We start from the raw sequence: 24549 nt of genomic DNA on the forward strand, positions 1-24549 counted from the left end.
AATGGGGCAAAATTAGCGATAAATTCCCTTATATTAGGAGCTTTATGCTTCAACAAAGTGAAAGTTTTTAACTAAAAAACGGGGTTATGAACAGTTTGGTTATTTTTGTTTAATGACGGTATTGCAACGTATTTTTGACTTTTATCTTGATGCCAGTATTCACGTTGCTTTTGCCGTATTGGCTTTGGTTCACGCAACCGGACTAACCTTAAACATTCCAACTGACGAACATCTTTCTTGGTTTCTTTTTTTTGGCTCCGTTACCTGTTATAATTTCATAAAATATGGTGTTGAGGCCGAAAAGTATGTTTTGGTGGCCAATCGGTATCATAAAAACATACAATTGGCCAGTTTCATTGTATTGGGTTTTGCTGTATACCATGCTTTTTTCTTGACCATGCAGGTATGGGTCACGTTAATACTCCTGTTTTTTTTGACCGCCCTGTATGCATTGCCCGTGTTGCCCAATGCCAAGAACCTAAGAAGCTTAGGGGGCTTGAAAATCTTTATCGTTGCTTTGGTATGGTCGGGTACTACGGTAATGTTACCTTATATTGTGACAAAGAACACCTTGGTTTGGGATGTTTGGATAGAGGCTTGTCAACGTTTTGTACTGGTACTTATACTTTTGATACCTTTTGAGATACGCGATTTACGATATGATAGCCCCGAACTTAAAACTTTGCCCCAACGTTATGGAGTGGCAAAAACCAAGATAATAGGCTCTTTTATGGTATTGTTGTTCTTTTTTCTTAGTTTTCTCAAAGATGATTTATCCTATCGGGAGCTCGTTGCAAAGGGAGTGTTATTTTTAATACTGGGTGGTTTGATGTATGTCACCAAAAGAAATCAATCCAAATATTTTTCATCGTTTTGGGTCGAGGGTGTTCCCATTTTGTTTTTGATGCTGTTGGTAGGTCTAAAATTCTTTTTTTAGCCTTTGTTTTGGAGTTGTTGCTTCATGCGTACCTTATCCTCATCGGAAAGGGCATGTAGGTTGGCTTTTTGGCACAGTGAGGTAAGTTGCGTGTTTTTTTCCGTTGCCTTGGAACATGTTTTGCACACGAAAAGGTGAAATTTTAATTTTATTTTTTCAATAAAAGTTGCTTCCACATATTGGGCCTTATTACAGATTATAGCAGCTTTGTCACAAGAAATCATAACTTAAAACCAATTTTGATTAAGGCAACCCATCAATGCCGTTCTAGATCGATGTATCATCACCCAAAGATTAGACGGATTAATTCCCAATTCATTACAAATATCTTCGGTACTAATCCCTTGAATGGTTTTCATAGTAAAAACCTTGGCCTGTTTTTTTGGAAGCTTGGCAATACATTCCTGAATGGCCATGCCCAACTCCTCGTTTTCAATAGGGCTGTTCTCCAATGTGCTAAAAGGGTCTGCCACTCGTTCTTCCATCCAGTCTCCATCTGAATCACTGCTTGAGCTATAACCCATACGAACCTCCGCCTTTCCTTTTTTAGAATTTATTTTACGGTAATGATCTATCACCTTTCGTTTTAAAATAGCGATAAGCCAGGTTCGTTCGGCGGCATCTCCCTTATAATTTTTTGCTGATTTCAAGCCGGCAAAAAATGTTTCCTGTACCAGGTCTTTGGCAATTTCAGCATTGCTTACCCTTGCAACTGCATAGTTGAATAGGTAATCTGCATAGTTGTCTACCCAATGATCAGGTTGTAGCTGGTGTACTGCCATATGCTTTTTATCGTTTTCAAAAGTAAATGAATTTGATGTAATTATCTTCATATTTTCATTGTGTTCATGATATTTTAGTGCCGACATAATTCTTATTTTTGATTAAAACTTATAATGAAACTTTACTTTTGGTGTTTTGTATTGCTCCTAATCAATTTTGGTTGTGCCCAAAATAAGTCAAAACATATCACAGAGTTTTCACAAAAAGATATAAATGACGGGATATTGGTTGATGTAAGAACTCCCAAGGAATATGCTGCCGGCCATATTAAAAATGCTGTGAATATAAATTGGTTCGATACTGATTTTACTTCGCAATTTGAAAGGTTTGGAAAAAACAAAACCATTTATGTGTATTGTAAAAAAGGAGGAAGGAGTTTAAAAGCCCAAGAAAAGTTAAAATCTTTGGGTTATGAAAACGTTATAAACTTGGAAGGTGGGTATGATGCAAAAGTGATGCATCAAAAATGATTTTACCCAATAGTTTCTTTTAATGCTTCTTTAAGCGTACGGTATCGAAACGTGAACCCGGCATCAAGCAGTTTTTTTGGAACAACATTTCTACTTTTTAAAATCAACTCTGTTTCTGTTCGTATACATACTGCACCGATTTCCAACAACCATTTTGGCGCTGGCAAACCAAAACCTACCCCGACTGTTCTACGAACCAATTGCATAAGTTTCGCGTTTGTGGTCGGTTCTGGTGCAACTATGTTTACAGGGCCATTGATAAAGTTGTTTTGGATGATGAAATCTATACTTCGGACAAAGTCATTCACATGGATCCAGCTGAATTTTTGATTCCCATCGCCTTGTTTGCCCCCAAGTCCGAATTTGGCCAATTTTTTTATAGGTGTAAGCGCACCGCCGTTCTTTCCCAATACAATACTGGTACGCAGAGCGATTTTTCTTGTTTTAGGGGTAACCGATTCAAAGAGTGATTTTTCCCAAGCCTTGGCGACATTTACCGAAAAACCAGAACCTATCTCCCCATTTTCTTCGCTCATTTTCTCGTGTAAAGAATGCTTGTAAATAGTTGCGGTGGATGAATTCAACCAGATTTTAGGTGGGTTTTTGGCCTTGGTGATTGCCTCTCCCAATATTTGGGTAGCATCTACCCGAGAGTCTAGTATCATCTTTTTGTTTTGCTCCGTATACCTACAATCTACCGAGCGACCTGCCATATTTATCAATACTTCGCACCCATCAATTTCATGTTGCCAATCGCTTAGGGATTTTGCATCCCAAGTAACGTAACGTACATTTGCTTTTGTACATGATTTTCCCCGTGTCAAAACGATTATGGTATCAAATTTATCTTCAAAATATGTTATGATGGCATTTCCCAAAAAACCGCTACCGCCCGCTATGACCAATTTTTGCATTTCTTAAAGATCATAGGTTGAAATATGTAATCACGTTCACTATAAAAAGCCATGTATAAACCACTGCGAAAAGTGTAAACAAGGCGTTCATAAAATAACTGCCTATTTTGAACAAGGTCTCTTGCGGAATTCGGTACATTGGATAGTAAGCGATCTGTGTTGCGACTTTACCTACCCAGTAGGCTGCAATCAAACCTGTTAAGGCTATGGCAAGTTTTGAGCCATTTTGTAGGTCAGTCGACAGTAGTATGGCGATGAGTCCAAATGAAAAATTGAGTCCTTGAATATACCTGCCATAGGTTTTGGCGATTTCTTGATTTAGCGGCTTTAGCTGTTTTACATCAGTATACCAATCAAAAACGCGATGACGTATCCAGGAGTAAATCAATGCAGTGAAGATTTGGCCTAGTCCTCCTAAAATTATCAACCAATTAGGTACATTATAACTCATATTACTTTATTTTAAGTTTTCTGAAAATATTTAAATAGTGTCTCAGATTTTTTACTTGAACAATTTTAACAACGATTTGGTCAGCCAATTTTGTTTTTGGTTTACAATTTTATTGAGCATAGTATCGGCGGTGTAGGCCAGCTCATGTAAAGCCATGGTCTGTTTTATAAATTCTTTTGTTGCTTCTGTTCCGTCGTCTTTTATGCTAGATACTTCTTCTAAAGTTTTTACGACCGGTTTAATCTCTCTTCTACTGCGTTCTTTGGCAATGATTCGTGCCAGTTCTTGCACATCTTTTTCCGTAGTAAAATATTCCTTGCGCTCACCTGCTTTCAATTCTTTGGTGACAATGCCCCAGTCTATCAACTGCCTTACGTTCATACTGGTATTGCCACGTGATATTTTGAGTTCTTTCATTATTTCTTCCGTAGTCAATGCTTTCGTCGATATAAAAAGCAAAGCCTGTATTTGAGCCATAGCCTTGTTGATGCCCCATAAAGTACCCAAACTACCCCATGTACTTATAAATTTACTTTTTGCTTTTACATAATCCATGAGATAAATATACAAATATTTTTGAAATTTCAATAATTATTGAAATTATATATACTCTTATTACGGACTATGTACAAGATGCCATTCCAAAATATATAGTAATATAATCCGTTCTTATCTTAATTGTTCTATGGTAAAGCCTAGTTTTTTACAGAAACCACTGAAAACAGTGATGTTGGGATCTCATTGCTACATTAGCTTGCAGCTATAATTTAAAATGGTATTTACTAATATGTTCATAAAGCCTACAAATAAACCAAACCTGTATAAATGAAATCAAAGTTCTTAATAATTGCAATCTTGATGTCTCAAGTAACAATGTCACAAACAAGTTTTGAACCCGTGAAGAAGGAAATCTTAGATCAATGGATTTCCCAAGCACGTGAAAAAAATGAAATAGCTACACAGCATCTCCCAAAATTCAGGGAAGAACATCAAGATGTTCTGGATAAACCAGAAGACTCTAACCGAAGGTTTGACTACGGGCGTATTCTCACTATTTTGTTACAGCCTACATTGTCCACGGCAACTGAAAACCCCATGTCAAAAAGCGCGAACAATATTGCCGAAGAGGCAGAGCGTGCCTATCTTGGTGCTATAGAACTTTACGAAAAACATGGGCGTGCCAACATTATGCTGGGCCTGCTCTACAATCAATTGGGCAGATACATGCAATCGGAAAAATATCTCGAAGTTGGCCTTGAACTAGAAGAAGGTGGCGAAGATTGGATGGTCGCCGCAAACCAGTACTTGCTTGCTGGGGCATATACCTATAATACCGATGAGGAAAAATACCAAGAGGTCTACAAAAAGTTCAAAGAGTACGCACATACAGATGTGAAAGACAGCGCATATTATAAAAAGATGGCAGTTTTGTACATATCGTATTACGAGAGGTAATTTACCAAACACACTACCTATGCGAAATATCATCTTTTGTTTAGTAATCATCCATCCAATATTCTGCTTTTCACAAAATTTGGCCAATGGCTTTTATCAAGTTGATGAAACATACGAGGGTAGGCTAGTAAGGGAATTGGACGATACTTCTGACTTTTATGTGGTACCCCAACCTATCTTGGTTTTGGACGATTTTAAAAATATACAAGCACGGCCATCGGAGTTTGGCGGCACACACAATCTAATATTTGAGCTAAAAGACATAGGTTCTGAAAAATTCAAAAATTTCACACAAAAGGAATCTCCAACACAAATGGCCTTGCTTATGGATAGCAAGCTTATAAGCAAGGCGATTATACAAATGCCCATCCCAAATGGAACATTTATTTTATCTGGTCTTGATTTTAAAAAAGCAAGGGCAACACGAAATAAACTTCTGCAGCAAATGGGAAAATCACCTTTGTTCGCAAAAGGTAATTTTACAATTTACAGTAATAGGGCAATTTATGACGGTAAAGAAATTTATAATACCAAAACGGACTATAATACTTTTATGGAACGCGAAGCCATGCCCGGCTCGCAATGTGATGCCTATTATTCGTCATATTACAACCCATTGTCACTAGTTGGCGATTTCTATAGTTATGAATGGGGATATTCAGCCGAATCAGCATGTGGTTCGCCGGGCAACATGTTAGGGGTGAAAACAACCAATGATGAAACTGGCACAGCGGTTTCGCTTTTGCAAATTGTTGAGGAAGAGGTTGTTGTGGCAGCCTTAAAAAAAGACAGTTGGGTCACACAACAAGCAGTATCATTTAAAATAGATTTAGAAAATGTTGAGAGTTTTTCAGGTATGCTTGATTTTTTTAAAGCGCACTTTGGGGTCACCATTACGCCGTCAAGTTTTTGTATTCTTGGTTATGAAAAGGGGATGGTAAAAATTCGTCTTGTAGGTGTTGAATATGTGGGTTACAGTCACCATCGTCATTTACAGCTAGGTTTTGAAGTGCCTGTCAAAGAAAAGGCAAAGCCTATATTCTCTGATAATACTTTTTTTTATTTGGGAAAATTTAAAAATGGGCTTTATCAATACTAATTTGAGATGCAAAAAGTAAGTCCGATGTTGTTTGTATTCCTCAAAGCAAAGAAATCGAATAAGTGAAATTATTTAAAATGATCATTTTTTCTATCATTTCTACGTTGATGATGATAGGCTTGTTGTCTGCTTTTGCGTTTATCTTATCAAAAGGCATAGAGTATTACAATTTTAAGGCATATGCCCTAAATCCTATATTTTTCATAGGTTTTGTATATGGTTTTCTGGTATTTCTTGCGGTTTGTTTTATTAAATCAAAAAAGATGATGTCAATATTAATGTGTCTTGTTTTTACAACATTATATTTATTTATGACTTTTCAGGTTGCATTTGATTTACGTAGCGAATTTGGGGCTACTTGGTTATCTTCCGAAGTCTTTTGGGAGTTGGTTGTGAATAAGGGGAAAGGGTTATATTTTTTGGCGGTTGGTTTGATTTTAACTTTGATCAGTACCATGATTCTTGTAAAGAAATGATATGCGAAAATCACATAATATCCCTGAAATAAGGGATACGTCGCTTACGTTAATACTAGACTTTTGTGGTATAGGAAAACAACGTTGACATTCTCAGAGGTAAGAGATAATCAATCTTAAAAAATGAAAGAACAAACACCTGCAAATATAACATTTGGCTTATTGGCCAAACTGCCTAAGTCCGAACTGCAGCTATTGGTAAAAGAGTACATAGCATATAGTGGTAAAGTTAAATATGTGTATTATTTCATTTTTGGTTTTTTTGCGATTGTCATGACGTATAATCTTGTTTTCGCAGGAAGGAGTTTTCCAATACATGACTATAAAAATATACAGAACACCATGGTTGGTGTCGTGGGTATTTTTTTATTGATTTTTTTAGGGGTCGCAGGGTATGTATTGGCAAAGCTGATAAGGCTAAAAAAGAGAATAAATAGCATCGCTGAAAAGTGTAGATTAAATAAAAAAGCATTGCGGTCAGAATTTCACTTATTTGTGAAAACCACTATTGGTGGTACAGGAATTAAATAACCATTAAAAACATAAAAATGAAAAAGTATTTAAAGTATGCATTTACAATAGCGGCACCTCTGGTTTTCAACAGTTGTAATCTTGGAGGCTCAATAGCTGATGGGATTTCCGTTAAAGAGGAAGGAGTATCGGTTGATAAAGTGTACGTATCGGACGGTAAAGATGAGTTGAAAACGAGAACATTTACATATGGTCAAAATATATACACGAATTTTGAAGGGGTCGAAGGCTTCAACTTTGAAAACAATAAGTATTATCCGCAAATGTCGGTTTACATAGTTTCCAAAGAGGGGGACACTGTAATGAAGCAGGATAAGTTATATAATGATAATGCTGGTTTTGGTAAAGAAATAAATGTGCTTGAAGGCCGGTTGATTTTGGCTAACCCAATACACTCCGGAAAGGAGTATACAGTTCACTACACGATTACCGATCAAAAAGGAGACGGTAGATTGTATAGTGAAATGGATTTTAACCTTATCAAGGACGACAATATTCAAGTTGAAAAAAACGGTTTGGATTTTCAGGAAGCTTACATTATGTCCCAAAAAACGGGCGAGGTCATCACAAATGCTGAAATAGGCTTTGACCAATTACTTTTGATGGATTTTCAGGGACTTAACGGTTATCAGTTAAAAAATGGAATGGTAAGTTTGGGTTTGTATGTTAAAATGACCGACAGTTCCGGTAATGTGGTCGTTGAGAACAAAGATGCTTTTTCTGGCAGGGGGACTATGGACGAAAATACGGTAAAACAAGGCATAGCCTCAACGATGAAGCTCTCACGTGGTAAATTGGATAATCCCGTAAAATGGGAAATGAGGATTTGGGACAAGAACAGTGATGCCGAACTCAAAGCCGTAGCTGAGCTGACTGTCAAAAATTGAGGGGTAACCGGAAGGTGATTTTTCATAATATAAGGTCACTTAGTACAGTTTTGGCCAATGCTGCTTTTTGATAGCTGCGATAAATACCAATGTAACAACACGGTAAGCGGGTATATGTATTGTTTATTGTAATCTGAAAAGGCCAATACAAATTGATGACAGGTACTATCCCAATGTGGACCTTGCATTGGTTTTGAAATAGGGGATTTTAGATTTTCCTATCAAAATTCGTTTGGTCCGAACGCTAATGTTCCGACATTTTTGGAACAATCGTTCAATTTTATGTTGGTGTTTGATGAAAAGACAATCCAAAAGTCCCGTTGGCATTGACAGAAAAGGTGCAGGAAGAATATAACGATACAATAATTTGAGGTTGTTTGTTGAGCATCAATAGCTTTACACCAAAAATAGACGTCGATTTATATATGACATTTAAATGATGAAAAAAATAGCACATCCACTTTTTGAAATACAAATACCCGGTTCTTTTGAGCTAAGGGACCAGTCCGACGTGGGTATATGGGCAGAAAATCGCGATGCGACCTATGAAAACCAATGGCCATTGGTAAGTGCCGTGATTTTAAGGCTAAATGATCTAAATGATGATATTTACAAAGGGGATACTTGGCAAGAACGGTTTGAGGACTCTTGCCTTTCCATCTATTTTAAATCCGAAAAACTTAGCGGGCAAAATAAGAAGTTAAAAGGTTTTGATTCATATGTGGTCAAAGCACATACCGATGCGACTTTTCAAAAGACGCATTTCAAGATCAACTATTTGTTCGCGGCCATTATTTTGGATGATGACCATTATCTGGAGTTCAGGGCGGTTCACGAAAAAACATCAGATGGTTATTTAGAAGCATGGGCAATAGCTTCTTTGGACTCCTTGGAGATTTTTGGGGATGCAAGCGTACGCTCTCAGGCGTGGCGCATGCATTTGATTGCTCTAGAGGAAGAAGAACGTGCCCATCAAGATAAACTAGCTTCCATGACCCATCGGGAACCGGAAAAAAAAGTGTTCAAAGCTGAAATCCCCAAAGACGGAAAAGAGGTTTTTAAAGTCGGGGATTTTGATTTTGAGTTTGTAGCGAAAGAAACGAATATAAGTATCGGAGCAATGTCGAGAGATATACAGCTCACAATAAAAGCAAAAACTAAGGAAGTTAAAAAAGCGATTCAAACAAAGGTACTTGATGACTATCCGGGTGATGGTACGGTTACTTTGACCTTTCCTGCAAAGGGCATCCATGAAAATGGACAGCCCAAAGGGCAAATGTATTTTGAAGAAGAAAAGACCAATGCACCTTTATTCTTGCATGCCCGAAGTGAAGGTTTTGATTACACCCTAGCATTTTCTGGCTCTTTGACTTTTGATAACGGCTGGGTATTGCTAAAAGGTGAAATGACCAAAAGCTATCACAATAAGGCGTATCCCATTTTTGTCGCTAAAAAAATGGATATGTCAGTTTTAAAATGGTCAGACTATCGTTTTTCTTCCATGGAAGAGGCATATACTGCCAGTCCGAATGAGGTGCGCTACCTCTTACTACAAAATCCGAGTTTTACAAAATTACCTGAAGCCTTATTCGGGTTCAAGAATTTAGAGGAATTGACCATTCATCAGAAATCCAATAGCTGGGAAGAAGAAAAGTTGCCCTTTAACCAGTTTCAGAAAGAATTAGGGCAATTGGTAAAATTGAAAAAATTACACATTAGTGGTGCAGCTCTAGAACAACTTCCGGAAAGTATTGGTCTACTTACCGATTTAGAACAGTTGAACGTTAGCCAAACGTTCATTCAAGATATGCCGAATAGTATCTGGCAGTTGCCCAAGCTTAAATACCTTTGGTTGTCATCAAATAAGCTTACAAGTATCTCCGATACCATCAATCTTCCGAGTTTACAAAATATTTCATTGGATAAAAATGAATTGACCACCTTGCCCGAATCTTTGGCCAAACAGCCGCAGCTTAAACGCATCAAGCTAGAAGGAAATCCACTAGAGCATTTACCTGAGGCCTTTAATGCAATTAAGGAGATAGAACTGTCTATGGAAGATAAATTACGATTGCTGGATTTTGATTACAAAGGCGCAGATGAAAATGGCTTGGTTGCATGGGACGATTCTGTTTTTTGGTCTCACTACGATGACGAGCTGGTAGCGGAAATCGATTTGGTCATCAAAGAAAATGAACTGGAGGAATACGATAAAGCATTAAAACCTATGGTCAAAAAGGCTGTCGGGTTTAAGCATATCAGCGAGGAAGATTATAAAGCTATAGGCAACCATCGTTTTGGTGGCATGCCCGACTTACCTGAAAATATTCCCTATCCCAGATTTGGGGAGAATTGGCGTGAAGGTAAAAACGACTACATCTATGAGTTCATAGGGCAAATTAATTGTGCCGAAATTGCTCATTTGCAAGACTATTTACCTAGAACCGGTACGCTATTTTTCTTCTTGGAGACGATGCATAATATTTACGGTGGTGTAAACAACCCCGGTAAAATTATTTACGTAGAAGACAATGCGAAACTAGCTTCGGGCAAGCGTTTTAATTTTACCGATGAGGATTATTTTGAAATGTTCGACGAAGGGTATCAGGGCTTTAAAGTCAGTGCTACGAAAATGAACAGTGCTCCATCATTTTATGCAAGTTATGCGAACAAACACCTCTTTTCGGGCGAAAGTGCCAAGATTAAAGATGATGACAAACTTTTGGATGCATTGTATGATACTTTTGAAAATCCGATAAATGAGAAGAATCCTTTCGAGTATGCGGTAAACGCTCATGGTTTTACCCAGCATGAAGCACCTGAATTGCAGGCATCGCTGGCTAAAAAAGGAAATCCTGAAGATTGGGTTACTCTTTTAGTGGTAACATCCGCTGGCGATATGCAATGGAGTGACGCCGGTGATATTTTTTATGTGATACACAAGAGCGATTTGGCAAAAAAAGATTTTAGTAATGTTTTTGTTACCCTGGAAAGTAGTTGACCATATAATATGAAATCTTTACACAAGTTAGCGTAACGTCTTACATGAATTTGAATTTGAATTTGAATGTTCTGGAACGAAAAACCAAAATTACCGATAACGTCTAAAGACCAAACATGGGTCGAGGAGTCCCTTTCCTTTTTGAAGGATAGCTTGGGCGAGGATAGGTTACGAGCGGTCAAAACTGTTGAGCCCACCAAAGAGTTCTTTAACCGAGATTTTGATGGTGAAGAATCGGATGCCCAGTTTATTTTGCAACGTTGTAAAGAGTTGATGGATATTCAGAAAAAAGTCTCATTGGAGTTTTATTCGGAAGAAAGTCGCTATCTGGATGACGGCACGCTCTTAAGTTCAAGCATGGATATTATGGGAAGGTCTTCCCGTGCTGCGGGCACGTATCAAAAAAAAGGTGGAAAATCACTGATTCGAATAGAAAGAGGGCAATTGAAACGTCCAGAAAGCCTTATCGCAACTATCAGTCATGAATTGGCACACGAAAAACTGTTAGGCGAGCATCGTATCATTCAAAATGATGAATATCTAACCGATCTTACGGCCATCGTATTCGGTTTCGGAATTTTTATCGCTAACGCAAAATTTCAATTAACATCGGGTATCCAAAATGGTTTTGGGTGGCAAATGCAAAGCCAAGGGTATTTGCCCGAGCAAGTTACCGCCTATGCAATGGCATCCTTGGCACTTAAGAAAAAAGAAAACGACCCCGCGTATAAAATGTATTTTGATAGCTCGGTCGCAAAGTATTTTGAGCAAGCGCTGAGATATCTAACCTCCGACGAAAATCCGGTGGATGTCACGAGTTTTTGGACATTCAAAGAACAAGTTGAGGAGATAAAAAAGTCTCAACCTATAGTTAAACCTGAAAGAGATGGGATTTTCGATGCAAGCGACTTAGAGAGGCTGCGGCGCGAAATGCAACATGCCTGTTACCAAGGTAATAACGGATCAGTCGAAAATTTGCTGCAAAAAGGAGTGTCACCGAATTTTGTCATCATTGGGGGCTCACCGCTTACCATAGCAGTGAAACAAGAGAACAAAGAACTTATAGATTGCCTATTGCGTTATGCTGCGGACATCAATTTTTCAGAAACTGAAAATATAATGGATAGCCTGCCCTTGATGGCAGCATGTGAAAACGAGAATATTGCGATGATGAAATACCTCATTGATTTGGGCGCTGAGATAAATCGTGTGGCAGGCAATGGTCAAAGTGTTTTAGAGGTGGCCGTAGAAACTGGCAATGTAGAGCTAGTGGCTTTTTTACTGAAGTTCGGTGCGTGGATTGAAATAAAGTCAGGCCATTTCATGATTTTCGATAAAACGCCATTAACTGTTGCAGTACTGAATAATGATACCCAAATGGTTTGCTTTTTGGTTGAAAATGGAGCGAAAACCAAGCCCATACGAAAAATAGAAAGACACAAAATTCACCCGAAGATGGTAAAGTTTCTCAAAACCAAAAAATACCTTTAGAATGAATCATGTCAAGATTTTCGATAAATCAAAGGATATTACGGAAAGGAATGTCGACATTATCGTTGCACCCGTAAATCGTGATTTAGAAACATCAGGTGTTCACAAGCCTTTGGATTATGTCATCTATAATCATCGCTATCAATTGCGTATGGAACGAAGCATCATTCCTGATAAAAGTGCTGTCGCTTACGGTGATGTTTATGTTATCCCGGAGGAAGACGGTGGACAATCCAGTCTTATGTATGCTGTTTTGGAATCATCAAAAAAAGACAATAATAAGAAACGGTTAGAACAGTTTTACAATAATATTTTTTTGAAAGCCATTGATTTTGGTGCGTCTTCTATTCGGGTGCCGAGTTTAAGCCATGGAATTTTCTTATATCCCGTTCAGGAAGTAGTTCATATTGGTATTGATATCGCAGCATCATTTGAAACCTTTCAAGAGATTCAGTTCTATTGTTATAATGATGCCTACTACAACGTTTTCATCACTTATTTGGAAATATTGAAAGACAAATGGAAGAAATAAAAATATTGCTTTTTGCCTTGGTCTCGTTCTTGTCTCAAGAAGACATTCCCATTGCCGCAAAATCTGCTGAAATCGACATTAACACAACCACCAAACAAATCACTATACACCAAAATGACATTTATAGTTTAGACCCTTACAAAGAACAGGCAAAAGCTGGTTTGGACTCACTCATGCGAACGACTGCTCTGGTCGAAGGTTTGTTTCCGATCAAGATGACCTCAAAGCATATTTATGAAGAGGATGGAAAACTATATGCCGTTTTGTACCTTAATTATGAGGATGTTAAAGACTTACGCAAGATTTCGTTCCATTCCGATGCTAATGGTAGTTTAAGTTACCCGTATATGGAAAGTTATGAATATGAGTTACAAACGGGAAGGAAAGACGGTAGATATATCCGTTTTGATACAAACACCGGCGTAAAATTCAAAATGAAACGAAAAGAATTGCTTTTTGATGGTATTTACAGCTTATCCAAAGATTGGAAGGCCTTGGAAAAAGAAAAATTTGTTGAGATATCCGATGTGTTTTCCAAGAAAGATTTTGAAAAACTCCGAAAGTTCATCCTTAAAAAGGGAGATTGGCGCACTTTTAGAAATTTTGATAACAACAACCCGCATTTTAATTTTACTGATTTTGATGTGTACTTGGCTACCGGTGACCAAAGGAGCATATTCGAGAACGGTGATCTAAAACCCAAAGATTTTATAGAATTGGTAATCCAGGACAAAGGATATTACTCCGTTTATCTAGGTCAGGATAAAAATTCAAAAGAATGGCCTAATCTCGAAAACGGAAAAGTGTATTGGCATAACCGTGCTTATGGCGATGAGGTAGCATTGGGGGAATATTTTGAAAAAATCAAAGCCAATATGCATTCAAAAGAATAAGTATGAAAGCCAAAAGTATTCTCTTTATCGTGGGTGTAGTAGTGTTACTATTCTTTTTATTTAGGGCCTGTGCATGGTTTGTAAGGCAAAAAGTAGAGGATTCCATTTCTGAGATCACAACAGCGAAAAAGGAGTTTGATTATCGTGATATCAACTTTTCTATGGGAGAATATGCCATTATTCTTGATGATAAAAACCCGCCAATTTTAATTGATGACCCCGACGTCTTAGAGGCCAATAAAGACAAAATAAAAATGCGTATAAGCTGGATGAGCTATTTACCGGGAGAAGGTGCAGGCCCTAGTGGGCTTCGTCTCTTTAAGAACAACACGCTAATTAAAGCTAAACTGGCCCGCAAGTTTAAGGTTTTTGAAATGGGTAATATTAGGGAGTATGGCCGCCCTGTTGAACTCAAGTCTATTTACGAACCGCGCATAGTTTACGAACGGCAAAAGGATTCCCTTGCAAAAAACAATAAAGTATTTATATCACGGGAAACAAAAGTAAATGCCGAGGGTCACGAATATCGTTTTACGTTAAAATGTCCCCCCATACTGGTCTCCGAGCGAGATTCTACCTTTAATGATCACGAATATGGCAAAGCGTTTGCAGAAAGAATTAAAACCGGGCTGGCTGATTTTTCTGGTTTTAAAACAAATAGCAATACATCGCATAGCGCTGAGCCCAACCCAATATTGTCCATAAACAAGGGTGGTGCCAGCCGCTATCTACGCAATACGGAAACCAACAGTATACTATCGCTTCGGGGGTATACCTTTTATGGAGCACAACTCACCTTTTTCTGTACCAAAGAGTTTTACGAGCAAGTACAGAAGCATGATTTTAGTCCGGCGTTCATTCGGGCAGGAGTATCAAAAGAAAATATCAAATCTTTGATTCGTGAAAAAATAGGTTCGGATAATAATGAGGTTACTTTGGATGCTGTTTTTGAATCTATGTTTCCCGCAAATTTTAAGGTAGGTCATCGCTATGAGCAAAAATATGAACTGCGATATTTTGAATTGGTTGAAGACCTTTGAAAAAGGTACATCTTGTTATAAAATATAATTACTGAATTCAGGGATGTTTTTGAAGCTCTCTTTACTTAATTTTACCTCATGAAAAATCATTTATCGTTTGCTATGAAGTTAAAATCGAATAAAACATTAGGGCTTTTAAATATTATATTTCTGTTTGCCATAAGTACAGTGTCGGCACAAAACGACACTATATTTTACGATGCCAAATGGAAGCCTACCGTAAAAGACAGTGCCAGTTTTTACAGGCCTCCCATAAAAAGTGAGGGAAATCTGTTTCGGGTTAAGGATTATTATATCTCCGGTAAAATACAAATGGAAGCTCTGTCAAAAAGTGCCGAAAAAGATATCTGGGAAAATAAGGCGACATGGTATAATGAGGATGGGAGTGTTTTTCAACAAGCCACCTACAAAGATAACCGCCTACAGGGTGATTTTATTACCTATATGGGTACAAAAAAATTGGTCGCCAAATATGAAAATGGCCGTTTTGTCTCTGGTAAAAGAAACAACCCTCTGAACAGTGGACAATTTTATATGGAGAAAACCGGGGATAGCCTTAAAGAAATTTTTTACGATAAAGACATTGATGGTATACGGTATGAATATTTTAGGCCCAATAACGGTTCTAGGTCGGTTTCAAAATATTACGGAAAGAATGGGGGTTTTATAGGGGAACAAAACATATTGCCCAATGGCGGTACAAAAGGGCTGTACGTAAGCTATTATTATAGTCCCATGCGTGTTCGCAGCATTCAATATTACAAGGAAGGTTATGTTTTTGGCAGCACGGTATATTACCCCAATGGGCAGATACGTGAAAAATTCATACAAGAACCTGTGTATTCCAAAGAATTTTTTAGACCCGATGGAACGCAATTGGGGAAAGTTGTCTACAGCGTTGACCGAAACTATCTAAAGCCTGAAAACGGGGTGGAATATTTGTTTTACAATAGTAATAAAACGGGTGCCGAAGATAGGGTACAATCTATACGCATATACAAAGAAGGTAAATTGGTTTCCCAAGCTACCTATCACGAAAATGGTAAACTAAAACAAAAAGAAACATTTTCCAAGGGAGTTAAAGAATCGCAGGTAAGTTACGATCAAGAGGGAAAAGAAATCGCCCGTATCACTTATTCCAATTATGTACCTCAAAATGGTGTGGAAATCATCGGCGATCGTAAAAGTGAGTATAAAGACGGTAAATTGATACTACAAGAGGTTTTTTATCCAAAAACCAATATTCTTTTTAGTAAAAGACAAGATAAAACGGAAACCTACTATGATAAAGAAGGTAAAATGTTGGCATCACTGGTTTTTCAAGAAGACTATTATTCAAAACCCATAAGTGGAAAAAGATATAGTATTGATTATGAGGGAAACATAAGTAGGATAGAGGTGTATGAAAATTCTACGCGCACAAAGGAAAGTAGTTTCATCATTTTGAAAGAGCCAAGGCAAATTTTTAGGGAAGATGTACTATACGGCCCTGATGGGTATACAAGAGTAAAGGAAACCAAATTTTATAGCAATGGAAATAAACAAAGTGAGATTACCTTAAAAAAATATGACAAGCAAAAAGGCACCTATTACAACAAGGCCGGAGAACTTTTGGGCAATTATGATTTTATTACAAAAGAGGGCACATTCTATGATTTTTTTGATGCTAGCGATGATGTGAAAGAGATGAAAGAACGAAAAAACGGTCAGGTAGTTCGCAGTAAACTATATGATTTGGTATATGATAGGGATATCAGAAAAAGTGTACCTGTACTTTTAGAGGATGAAGATATCAGCTGTTGTGGAACCTACTATTCAAGAAACAACAAGGTATTGGGAAAAATCAGTTTTAAAGATGGTAAACCTTTTGAGGGAAAGATTTTCGACCATAAGACCAAGGAATTATTTACCATTAAAAACGGGCAACGCAACGGGGTGTACCAAAAGTTGGGGTATCAAGATGAAATTGAAGAAGAGGGCAGGTACATTGAAGATTTAAGAGAGGGTATATTCAAGTACTACGATTATCAAGGAAATCTAAAACATACCGAGAACTATCTAAACGGTAAACTTGACGGTAAGGCCGTTTATTATGATTTGAACGGCAATGTGATAAGTTCGTTAATTTACAAGATGGGCAGCGCTTATGATGGAAAAAAGATAACAGGATCGGGAGATTATAGAACAGAAGAGGTGTTCAAAAACGGAAAAATCGTAGAACGTGTACGATATGGTAAAGAAGGCAAGAACAAAACTTTGTTTAGCGTAGGTGATTTGGAGCGTCATCTTCAGTATACCTCCGACAACAAAACCGTAAAATATGAGTATACGACCAAAAATGGAAACTTAACGGGAGAGGTCATCAAATATGATGAAAAAGGTACACCAACAAACAAGGCCGTTTTTGAAAACGGAAAACTGGTTTCGGGCAAAGTTTTGTTAAAAGATAATGGCCAAAACTACGGGGTTTCCTTTATATCTGTCGAAAAAGATGACACTGTGTTCAAAGTTCAATATTTTGATGAGAACAACGATATTGTCTTCAATGCCGAAGAAGTTTTAAAACCAAATAGCCCACCGACCTATATCAATAGCTTAGGCCTGTATTTGGATTACATTGCCCCGTCAAAATTATATTGATAATTATAGGATGGCGTGGGTTTTTTTATCTATCGAGTAGAATAAGATTGGCCAAAGTAGTTTCAATTTCGTTAGAAGTGAGTCCGCCGCTGGTTCTATTGTCATAAGCATATTTGAGCACTTCTTTTTCTATATCGAGAATGTCGTTTTCAACACCTATTGAAGAACACATGAAACTATTTTCCGTTTCACATTTGTCCGAGTGTCCAAAACCAAGTGTGTGACCCAATTCGTGTTTGGTAAGTACGGGAATGATATTTGATATCCAAATTCTTGCACTATTGATTTGCGATACCGTACCGTTGCTTATGGCATAACCGGAAAATGTGTTCCCGTTTATGATGTTGAACATATCTTGCCAAACCGCTTCAACATCAGCTACTTCGCCAAAAAACAAGTGTGTGTTTGACTCATCCATGGTTTCGACCAGCTCAATACTAAAATCGCTATCTTCAAAAATCATATTGTACTCAGAAACAACTGCAATGACGTTGGTTCTGAACTCTTGGGATATTTGCCCGTCCAAGTACAATTTCATGGTTTGTTGCCATCTACTGTTTCTGTTTCTGGGAGTGTTGCTGGGCCCTTGCCAAAGGGTAAGGTATTTAAAGTAATCTACCGTTTCTTTTTCAGTATCCGTCAATAGGTCATACTCATTAACATCGTTGAAGGTAAGGGTAAATTCTTGCTCTGCGATCGTTGTGCCATCAAAAACCGAAACGGTAAAGGATAAACTCTGTGCAGTTTCAAAATCGAGTATTGCGGTATTGCCGACCCTTAACTCCCCATTGTCCTCGTTTATCTCAAGGCCACTTGAATTGTCAATGGTATAGGTCAAAACATCGTTATTTGCATCGGTAGCGGTTACCGTACCTATGACCGTTCCAACAACCGAATGTTCATCAACCTGAAAGGACTGTACATTAATTTGAGGTGCGCTATTTTCCAAATCTTCATTTATGGTGTCCGAATCCGAACTACAACCAATAACAAAAAGAGCGGGTAAAAGTAAAAGGACTTTTTTCATAGGATATGTAAGTTTATCAAAACAATACGAACCTAACGCTGATTATACCAAAATAATTGTTGTAATCCCTTTATTTATATGATAGGCCCTTACTTTTTTGGATAAAACCAAAGTGTTTTAGGGTTGTACAATCAGACCAAACCTGCTCGCTCCAACAAAGCCTCTACCTTGGGCTCTGCGCCTCTAAATCTTTTGTATAGCACCATTGGGTTTTCCGTACCGCCTTTTGAAAGCACATGCTCTTTGAACTTGGCAGCGACATCTTGATTAAAAATCCCCATTTCCTTAAAGTAGGCAAAGGCATCCGCATCCAAGACTTCTGCCCATTTATAACTGTAATAGCCTGAAGAATAACCACCTTGAAAAATATGTGCAAAAGCAGTGCTCATACAGGTTTCAGCTGTTTCAGGGTATAAATTCGTGCCTTTAAAAGCTTTGGTCTCATAGGCTTTTACATTGGTTATCCCAGACGGGTCTGTGCCATGCCATGCCATATCCAATAGTCCAAAACTCAATTGACGCAAGGTCTGCATGCCTTCTTGAAACGTTGCCGAATCTTTTATTTTTTGAATCAACTCCATAGGAATAATCCTACCGGTTTCATAATGTTTGGCAAAGAGTTCCAGGGCTTCTTTTTCATAACACCAGTTTTCCATTATTTGACTGGGCAGTTCCACAAAATCCCAATAGACCGATGTTCCTGAGAGGCTAGGGTAAGTGGTGTTGGCCAACATGCCATGTAGCCCATGTCCGAATTCATGAAACAGGGTGGTTACCTCATTGAAGGTCAACAGTGATGGCTTTGATTTTGTGGATGGGGTGAAATTGCACACATTGGAAACATGCGGGCGAACGTTCTCTCCATTTTTTTTCAATTGTGACTTAAAGGAAGTCATCCAAGCACCACCACGTTTTCCGGCCCTTGGATGAAAATCGGTGTAAAAAACCGAAATAAAATTTTTATCCAAATCGTAGACCCTGTAGGTTTTTACCTCTTCGTGGTATTTGTCAATATCAAAAACTTCCTCAAATTGTAATCCGAACAACTTTTCGGCAACGTTAAAAACGCCATCGATTACGTTTTCAAGTTTAAAGTAGGGTTTTAATTGTTCGTCGTCCAAACTGAATAATTTTTGCTTTAGCTTTTCGGAATAATAACTACCATCCCATTTTTCGAGGCGGTCAATACCATCTAGTTCTTTTGCAAAGTCTTCGAGTTCTTTAAATTCACGTTCGGCCGCAGGTTTGGCTTTTTCAAGAAGTTCATTTAAAAACGAATGAACCTTCTCCGGAGTCTCGGCCATGCGCTCTTCCAATACAAAATGGGCATGGGTCTCGTAGCCTAAAAGATTGGCACGTTCATGGCGTAGTTTTGCTATTTTCAAAACAATTTTTTGGTTGTCGAGTTCATCCCCGTGAAATCCCTTGCTACCAAATGCCAAAGAGAGTTCTTTGCGCAATTCTCGGTTTTTGGCATATTTCATAAAAGGGATATAGCTAGGATAATCAAGCGTGATCAACCAACCTTCCTTGTCTTTTGATTTGGCCAATTGTGCGGCCGCCTCTTTTGCTCCGTCCGGTAATCCCTCTAAGTCAGTTTCATCCGTGAGGTGCATTTCATATTTGTTGGTTTCTGCCAAGACGTTCTCCCCGAATTTCAATTTCAGTTTTGATAGTTCGGTATCGATTTCTCGCAAACGTTTCTTTTTTTCGTCGGGCAAATTAGCACCGTTTCGACTAAAGCTTTTGTAGCGTTTGTCTAAAAGCGTGTTTTGTTCTACGGACAAATTAAACGCGTTTTTTTGTTCATAAACGGTTTTTATTCTTTTGAACAGATCTTCGTTTAGCGTAATGTCATTGCTGAATTCGGAAAGCAAGGGAGAAACCTCTTGCGCTATTTTCTGGATATCTTCATTGGTTTCGGCGGAATTCAGGTTGAAGAAGACACTCGAAATCCTATCCAATTGCTGGCCCGAAAACTCTAAAGCCTCTATTGTGTTTTCAAAAGTAGGTGATTCGGAATTTGAGGTAATTGCATCAATTTCGGCCCGTGCGTCTTCCATAGCTTTTAAAAAAGCAGGTTGAAAGTGCTCATTCTTGATTTTGGAGAAAGGGGCGGTGTCGAATTTTTCGAGTAAAGGGTTATTCATTGTATATTTTAGAGATTAGTTCTCGATTTAATTTATCTTGAGCGCAGCCGAAAGGCTCAAACAGACAGTCATGCGTATATATTGTTTCATTAGACCAAGAGCTATTTGTTATTCACTGACTTCGCTCCATCAATAACCTTCTGTTTTAACCCTTCTTTGTAGAAAATGATTTTATCCAGAACACATTTATCGGAAGAGCCTATGATTTGTGCGGCAAGAATGCCAGCATTTTTAGCTCCATTGAGTGCTACGGTAGCTACCGGAACACCTCCTGGCATCTGAAGAATGGAAAGTATAGAATCCCAGCCATCAATGGAATTGCTGCTTTTTACAGGAACGCCAATCACTGGTAAGGGAGACATAGAAGCGACCATACCTGGTAAGTGGGCTGCGCCGCCGGCCCCGGCAATAATCACCGAATACCCGTTAGAATGTGCATTTTTGCTGAACTCAAAAAGTTTTTCGGGAGTACGATGTGCGGATACGATGTCGACATCTACTTCGATATCAAAACCTTTTAGAATATCAATAGCTTCCTGCATTACAGGCAGGTCGCTGGTACTTCCCATGACTACGGCTACTTTGCTCATATTATTTGCTGATTACTTTAATCGTTTCCTTTACTTTTTGCGCTACCCTTCTCGCTTCGTCAACATCTTTGTTCACTATGGTCACGTGGCCCATTTTTCGAAAAGGACGGGTTTGCTTTTTACCATAAATGTGGGGAGTAACACCATCCATCGTCATAATTTCGGCTATGTTTTCGTATACTACATTGCCGGTATGGCCTTCAGTGCCCACCAAATTTACCATAATGCCCGCCACTTTGCTTTCTGTTTTTCCCAACGGTAAATTCAAAATGGCACGAATATGTTGTTCAAATTGGTTGGTATAACTCGCTTCTATGCTATAATGACCACTATTATGGGGTCTTGGGGCAACTTCGTTGACCAATATTTCATCATCTTGCGTTTGAAACATTTCCACGGCCAAAATACCGATATGTCCAATTTTTTCCGAAACTTTCAAGGCAATTTTCCGAGCTTTCAAAGCTATGTCTTCATCTATTCTAGCCGGACAGATAACATACTCCACTTGATTTGCTTCTGGGTGAAACTCCATTTCAACTACAGGATAAGTAACCACGTCACCGCTGGGGTTCCGAACTACGATAACGGCCAACTCATTTTTAAAGGGAATCATGGTTTCGGTAATACACTCGCCAGAAGGCAATTCTGCCAAATCATCCATTTTACGCACCACTTTAACGCCTTGCCCATCATATCCAAATTGTGCCGCTTTCCAAACGAAGGGAAATTCCAACCCTCCGTTTTCAACACTATCCTTTATCTCACTGGCGTAGGCAAAACGTGAGAACCCAGCTGTCGGAATTCCGTTATCGGTATAAAACAATTTCTGTGTTGCTTTGTTTTGAATCGTGCGAAGCGCCTTTGCGGGTGGATAGACTTTGGTGCCCTCATCTTCCAATTTTTCAAGGGCATCGAGGTTTACGTTCTCAATTTCGATGGTTAGTACGTCTACATCCTTTCCGAAGTCGTATACGGCGTCAAAGTCCATCAAACTTCCTTTGACGAATTCGTTACACGCAATTTTGCAGGGTGCTTCGTCAGAAGCATCCATTACTTTGGTTCGTATATCAAATTTTCGAGTTTCATAGAGTAGCATTTTTCCCAACTGGCCACCACCTAAGATTCCTAGCTTAAAATCGGAAGAAAAATAGTCTTTTGCGCTAAGTTTTACCATGTAATAATGTTGTTTTACAAAAATACGTCGAATTCTTAAAATGGCGATGATACGGTTCAAGAAGAGTTCAGTATCTTTGCCAACCAGTAAAGATTTGAACCAAGTGATAAAGCTCCACGACAAGTATTTTAAGCCTTTTTTGAGCGAAACCAAAATACAGACGGCCGTTGCTGAACTGGCCAAGAAAGTAGCCGATGACTACAAGGATGAAATTCCTGTTTTTGTTGGGGTGCTGAATGGGTCGTTCATGTTCGTGGCAGATTTTCTAAAAGCGTATCCATACCCGTGTGAAGTTTCCTTTGTGAAATTGAGCTCGTATCAAGGTCTAACGTCTACGGGCATTGTGGAGACACTTTTGGATCCACCCGACAATATTGAGGGGAAAAGCGTCATTATTTTAGAGGATATCATAGACTCGGGCCGTACGCTAAAAGAATTGGTCAATCTATTTTCCAACACCAGCGTAAAAGAATTCAAAATTGCCAGCCTTTTTTATAAGTCGGCGATTTACAACGGGGAATATACCATTGACTATGTGGGCATTGATATTCCGGATAAATTTATCGTAGGCTATGGTCTGGATTATAATGAACTGGGAAGAAACCTTAAAGAAGTGTACCAACTAAACCAACAACATATGATCAATCTTGTATTATTCGGCAAGCCCGGTGCAGGTAAAGGAACGCAAGCCGAATTTTTGAAAGAAAAATACAACTTAAAGCATATTTCGACAGGAGATTTGTTTCGCTATAACATGAAAAACGATACCGATTTGGGCAAGTTGGCCAAGTCTTATATCGATAAGGGAGATTTGGTGCCCGACCAGGTAACCATAAAAATGCTCGAAGATGCGGTTGATAAAAATCCTGATGCCAGTGGGTTTATCTTTGATGGTTTCCCCAGAACAACGGCACAAGCCGAGGCATTGGATAAATTTTTATCTTCCAAAAACATGAAAATCGATGCTACCATCGCGCTAGAGGCCAATGATGAGGTGCTGATCCAGCGTTTGTTGGAAAGGGGCAAGGTAAGTGGCCGTACCGATGATCAGGACGAGGGCAAAATTCGCAATCGTTTTGAAGAGTACAATTCAAAAACCGCCCCGTTAAAAGAGTTTTACGAAGCTCAAGGTAAGTTCCATAGCGTGAACGGCATCGGTGCTATTGATGAGATAACCATGCGTTTAGGGAAAGTAATCGAGGAACTTTAGAGTATTTTATACATTTGTAGGTTGATTTGTCTTGATGATAACGGCAATAGCTGAGACTTGCTATATGATTCTAAAACTGGTAAAATGAGATATTTTAAAATGCTGGCCATATGCTTTATGTGCTTTACCGCACAGTCGCAAAACGATAACGTAATGGAAAAAGAATTTCGAGTAGAAGGTAGTGCAACTGTTAGAATTCAACCCAATCAAGTGGTATTGCAGTTGGGGTTGGAATCACGGGGAAAAGATTTAGTGGCTACCAAAACGGAAAATTCACGTATTATCGCAAAAGCCGTTGCTTTTTGTAAAGCAAAGGGCATTCTTGAAAAGCACTTGCAAACGGATTATATACGTATAAACCCCAGCTATAATTATAACAACAACGACCTCAACTATTACAGTGTAGACCAGTACCTTTCAGTAACTATCGAAGAACTGGGGCTATACGAAGAAATTCTGACCGAACTTCTAAAAATGGGTATCAACAAAGTAAATAATATCAGTTTTAGAACAACACATCTGAAAGAAAATCGAAAAAAAGCAAGAAAGCTCGCTATTGAAGCAGCAAAAGAAAAAGCTGAATTCTTGGCGACCGAAGTGGGCATTCAACTTGGTAACATTGTAAATATTGCAGAATATTCCAATAATTCCTACGGCTTATATGGTAATAGGTTACTAGGTTCAAATATTTCACAGAACGTGGTTCAGAATGTAACGGACAATTCAGATTATGAAGGTCTATCGATTGGTATGATTCCAGTAAGTGCAAGTGTAACATTGACTTACAATGTAAAATAA

Annotated in this window: 24 protein-coding genes; 15 read left to right on the top strand and 9 right to left on the bottom strand. The window is 38.4% G+C overall.

Annotated features, from left to right (window positions below; genetic code table 11):
- Positions 1-112: 112 nt before the first annotated feature.
- Complete coding sequence (locus tag HYG79_RS11765) at positions 113-937, top strand: UbiA prenyltransferase family protein (RefSeq protein ID WP_179242279.1); 825 nt, start codon at positions 113-115, stop codon at positions 935-937.
- On the opposite strand, the gene HYG79_RS18160 is transcribed toward HYG79_RS11765, so the two are convergent.
- Both HYG79_RS18160 and HYG79_RS11775 read right to left on the bottom strand, forming a co-directional pair.
- Positions 934-1065, bottom strand: coding sequence for a hypothetical protein (locus HYG79_RS18160; RefSeq protein WP_262888959.1), 132 nt, complete (start codon positions 1063-1065; stop codon positions 934-936). The genes HYG79_RS11765 and HYG79_RS18160 overlap by 4 nt on opposite strands.
- A 99-nt stretch (positions 1066-1164) precedes the next feature.
- A complete protein-coding gene (locus HYG79_RS11775; protein ID WP_179243549.1) occupies positions 1165-1719 on the bottom strand; it encodes a sigma-70 family RNA polymerase sigma factor in 555 nt (184 codons plus the stop codon).
- Between the two features lie 114 nt (positions 1720-1833).
- Here HYG79_RS11775 and HYG79_RS11780 point away from each other — a divergent pair, with 114 nt between their 5' ends.
- On the top strand, positions 1834-2190 hold the full coding sequence (locus HYG79_RS11780; RefSeq protein ID WP_179242281.1) for a rhodanese-like domain-containing protein: 357 nt from the start codon (positions 1834-1836) through the stop codon (positions 2188-2190).
- 2 nt (positions 2191-2192) lie between these two features.
- On the opposite strand, the gene HYG79_RS11785 is transcribed toward HYG79_RS11780, so the two are convergent.
- The 3 genes from HYG79_RS11785 to HYG79_RS11795 are packed head-to-tail and all read right to left on the bottom strand — an operon-like array spanning position 2193 to position 4110.
- Complete coding sequence (locus HYG79_RS11785; protein ID WP_179242282.1) at positions 2193-3104, bottom strand: TIGR01777 family oxidoreductase; 912 nt, start codon at positions 3102-3104, stop codon at positions 2193-2195.
- Between the two features lie 10 nt (positions 3105-3114).
- The gene (locus HYG79_RS11790) at positions 3115-3555 is read right to left on the bottom strand and encodes a hypothetical protein (protein WP_179242283.1); all 441 of its coding nucleotides are present in this window, start codon (positions 3553-3555) and stop codon (positions 3115-3117) included.
- Positions 3556-3606: 51 nt separating this feature from the next.
- On the bottom strand, positions 3607-4110 hold the full coding sequence (locus HYG79_RS11795; RefSeq protein WP_179242284.1) for a GbsR/MarR family transcriptional regulator: 504 nt from the start codon (positions 4108-4110) through the stop codon (positions 3607-3609).
- 270 nt (positions 4111-4380) lie between these two features.
- Here HYG79_RS11795 and HYG79_RS11800 point away from each other — a divergent pair, with 270 nt between their 5' ends.
- From HYG79_RS11800 to HYG79_RS11850, 11 genes are all read left to right on the top strand, one after another.
- On the top strand, positions 4381-5010 hold the full coding sequence (locus HYG79_RS11800) for a hypothetical protein (protein ID WP_179242285.1): 630 nt from the start codon (positions 4381-4383) through the stop codon (positions 5008-5010).
- Positions 5011-5029: 19 nt separating this feature from the next.
- Positions 5030-6109 carry a SecDF P1 head subdomain-containing protein gene (locus HYG79_RS11805; RefSeq protein ID WP_179242286.1) on the top strand — a complete coding sequence of 360 codons (1080 nt, stop codon included), beginning with the start codon at positions 5030-5032 and terminating at the stop codon, positions 6107-6109.
- A 77-nt stretch (positions 6110-6186) separates the two neighbouring features.
- Complete coding sequence (locus HYG79_RS11810) at positions 6187-6585, top strand: hypothetical protein (RefSeq protein WP_179242287.1); 399 nt, start codon at positions 6187-6189, stop codon at positions 6583-6585.
- Positions 6586-6708: 123 nt separating this feature from the next.
- Positions 6709-7116, top strand: a complete 408-nt coding sequence (locus tag HYG79_RS11815) for a hypothetical protein (protein ID WP_179242288.1) — start codon at positions 6709-6711, stop codon at positions 7114-7116.
- A 17-nt stretch (positions 7117-7133) separates the two neighbouring features.
- Positions 7134-8003: a hypothetical protein gene (locus tag HYG79_RS11820; RefSeq protein ID WP_179242289.1), complete on the top strand. Its 870-nt coding sequence runs from the start codon at positions 7134-7136 to the stop codon at positions 8001-8003.
- Positions 8004-8439: 436 nt separating this feature from the next.
- The gene (locus HYG79_RS11825; protein WP_179242290.1) at positions 8440-11004 is read left to right on the top strand and encodes a DUF1963 domain-containing protein; all 2565 of its coding nucleotides are present in this window, start codon (positions 8440-8442) and stop codon (positions 11002-11004) included.
- 66 nt (positions 11005-11070) lie between these two features.
- Positions 11071-12495 (top strand): ankyrin repeat domain-containing protein, encoded by a 1425-nt coding sequence (locus HYG79_RS11830; protein WP_179242291.1) that lies wholly within the window; start codon positions 11071-11073, stop codon positions 12493-12495.
- 1 nt (position 12496) lies between these two features.
- Positions 12497-13027, top strand: coding sequence for a macro domain-containing protein (locus HYG79_RS11835; RefSeq protein ID WP_179242292.1), 531 nt, complete (start codon positions 12497-12499; stop codon positions 13025-13027).
- A complete protein-coding gene (locus HYG79_RS11840; RefSeq protein WP_179242293.1) occupies positions 13015-13920 on the top strand; it encodes a hypothetical protein in 906 nt (301 codons plus the stop codon). The genes HYG79_RS11835 and HYG79_RS11840 overlap by 13 nt, the downstream gene beginning before the upstream one ends.
- A gap of 2 nt (positions 13921-13922) precedes the next feature.
- Positions 13923-14960: a hypothetical protein gene (locus tag HYG79_RS11845; protein WP_179242294.1), complete on the top strand. Its 1038-nt coding sequence runs from the start codon at positions 13923-13925 to the stop codon at positions 14958-14960.
- 102 nt (positions 14961-15062) lie between these two features.
- Positions 15063-17600, top strand: coding sequence for a toxin-antitoxin system YwqK family antitoxin (locus HYG79_RS11850; protein WP_179242295.1), 2538 nt, complete (start codon positions 15063-15065; stop codon positions 17598-17600).
- 25 nt (positions 17601-17625) lie between these two features.
- On the opposite strand, the gene HYG79_RS11855 is transcribed toward HYG79_RS11850, so the two are convergent.
- The 4 genes from HYG79_RS11855 to HYG79_RS11870 all read right to left on the bottom strand — a co-directional run bounded on the left by HYG79_RS11855 (position 17626) and on the right by HYG79_RS11870 (position 22541).
- A complete protein-coding gene (locus tag HYG79_RS11855) occupies positions 17626-18627 on the bottom strand; it encodes a cadherin domain-containing protein (RefSeq protein ID WP_179242296.1) in 1002 nt (333 codons plus the stop codon).
- Positions 18628-18758: 131 nt separating this feature from the next.
- Positions 18759-20777: a M3 family metallopeptidase gene (locus tag HYG79_RS11860; protein WP_179242297.1), complete on the bottom strand. Its 2019-nt coding sequence runs from the start codon at positions 20775-20777 to the stop codon at positions 18759-18761.
- Between the two features lie 101 nt (positions 20778-20878).
- A complete protein-coding gene (gene purE / locus HYG79_RS11865) occupies positions 20879-21367 on the bottom strand; it encodes a 5-(carboxyamino)imidazole ribonucleotide mutase (RefSeq protein ID WP_179242298.1) in 489 nt (162 codons plus the stop codon).
- Between the two features lies 1 nt (position 21368).
- On the bottom strand, positions 21369-22541 hold the full coding sequence (locus tag HYG79_RS11870) for a 5-(carboxyamino)imidazole ribonucleotide synthase (RefSeq protein ID WP_179242299.1): 1173 nt from the start codon (positions 22539-22541) through the stop codon (positions 21369-21371).
- Positions 22542-22644: 103 nt separating this feature from the next.
- Here HYG79_RS11870 and HYG79_RS11875 point away from each other — a divergent pair, with 103 nt between their 5' ends.
- Complete coding sequence (locus HYG79_RS11875) at positions 22645-23751, top strand: adenylate kinase (protein WP_179243550.1); 1107 nt, start codon at positions 22645-22647, stop codon at positions 23749-23751.
- Between the two features lie 84 nt (positions 23752-23835).
- Positions 23836-24549, top strand: coding sequence for an SIMPL domain-containing protein (locus HYG79_RS11880; protein WP_179242300.1), 714 nt, complete (start codon positions 23836-23838; stop codon positions 24547-24549).

This window comes from Costertonia aggregata, from assembly GCF_013402795.1.
GTDB lineage: Bacteria > Bacteroidota > Bacteroidia > Flavobacteriales > Flavobacteriaceae > Costertonia > Costertonia aggregata.

Bases quoted from the DNA above. Each gene is read 5' to 3' on its own strand.
- HYG79_RS11765 (WP_179242279.1), top strand. From the start codon at position 113: ATGACGGTATTGCAACGTATTTTTGACTTTTATCTTGATGCCAGTATT.
- HYG79_RS11775 (WP_179243549.1), bottom strand. From the start codon at position 1,719: ATGGCAGTACACCAGCTACAACCTGATCATTGGGTAGACAACTATGCA.
- HYG79_RS11780 (WP_179242281.1), top strand. From the start codon at position 1,834: ATGAAACTTTACTTTTGGTGTTTTGTATTGCTCCTAATCAATTTTGGT.
- HYG79_RS11785 (WP_179242282.1), bottom strand. From the start codon at position 3,104: ATGCAAAAATTGGTCATAGCGGGCGGTAGCGGTTTTTTGGGAAATGCC.
- HYG79_RS11790 (WP_179242283.1), bottom strand. From the start codon at position 3,555: ATGAGTTATAATGTACCTAATTGGTTGATAATTTTAGGAGGACTAGGC.
- HYG79_RS11795 (WP_179242284.1), bottom strand. From the start codon at position 4,110: ATGGATTATGTAAAAGCAAAAAGTAAATTTATAAGTACATGGGGTAGT.
- HYG79_RS11800 (WP_179242285.1), top strand. From the start codon at position 4,381: ATGAAATCAAAGTTCTTAATAATTGCAATCTTGATGTCTCAAGTAACA.
- HYG79_RS11805 (WP_179242286.1), top strand. From the start codon at position 5,030: ATGCGAAATATCATCTTTTGTTTAGTAATCATCCATCCAATATTCTGC.
- HYG79_RS11810 (WP_179242287.1), top strand. From the start codon at position 6,187: ATGATCATTTTTTCTATCATTTCTACGTTGATGATGATAGGCTTGTTG.
- HYG79_RS11815 (WP_179242288.1), top strand. From the start codon at position 6,709: ATGAAAGAACAAACACCTGCAAATATAACATTTGGCTTATTGGCCAAA.
- HYG79_RS11820 (WP_179242289.1), top strand. From the start codon at position 7,134: ATGAAAAAGTATTTAAAGTATGCATTTACAATAGCGGCACCTCTGGTT.
- HYG79_RS11825 (WP_179242290.1), top strand. From the start codon at position 8,440: ATGATGAAAAAAATAGCACATCCACTTTTTGAAATACAAATACCCGGT.
- HYG79_RS11830 (WP_179242291.1), top strand. From the start codon at position 11,071: ATGTTCTGGAACGAAAAACCAAAATTACCGATAACGTCTAAAGACCAA.
- HYG79_RS11835 (WP_179242292.1), top strand. From the start codon at position 12,497: ATGAATCATGTCAAGATTTTCGATAAATCAAAGGATATTACGGAAAGG.
- HYG79_RS11840 (WP_179242293.1), top strand. From the start codon at position 13,015: ATGGAAGAAATAAAAATATTGCTTTTTGCCTTGGTCTCGTTCTTGTCT.
- HYG79_RS11845 (WP_179242294.1), top strand. From the start codon at position 13,923: ATGAAAGCCAAAAGTATTCTCTTTATCGTGGGTGTAGTAGTGTTACTA.
- HYG79_RS11850 (WP_179242295.1), top strand. From the start codon at position 15,063: ATGAAGTTAAAATCGAATAAAACATTAGGGCTTTTAAATATTATATTT.
- HYG79_RS11855 (WP_179242296.1), bottom strand. From the start codon at position 18,627: ATGAAAAAAGTCCTTTTACTTTTACCCGCTCTTTTTGTTATTGGTTGT.
- HYG79_RS11860 (WP_179242297.1), bottom strand. From the start codon at position 20,777: ATGAATAACCCTTTACTCGAAAAATTCGACACCGCCCCTTTCTCCAAA.
- purE (WP_179242298.1), bottom strand. From the start codon at position 21,367: ATGAGCAAAGTAGCCGTAGTCATGGGAAGTACCAGCGACCTGCCTGTA.
- HYG79_RS11870 (WP_179242299.1), bottom strand. From the start codon at position 22,541: ATGGTAAAACTTAGCGCAAAAGACTATTTTTCTTCCGATTTTAAGCTA.
- HYG79_RS11880 (WP_179242300.1), top strand. From the start codon at position 23,836: ATGAGATATTTTAAAATGCTGGCCATATGCTTTATGTGCTTTACCGCA.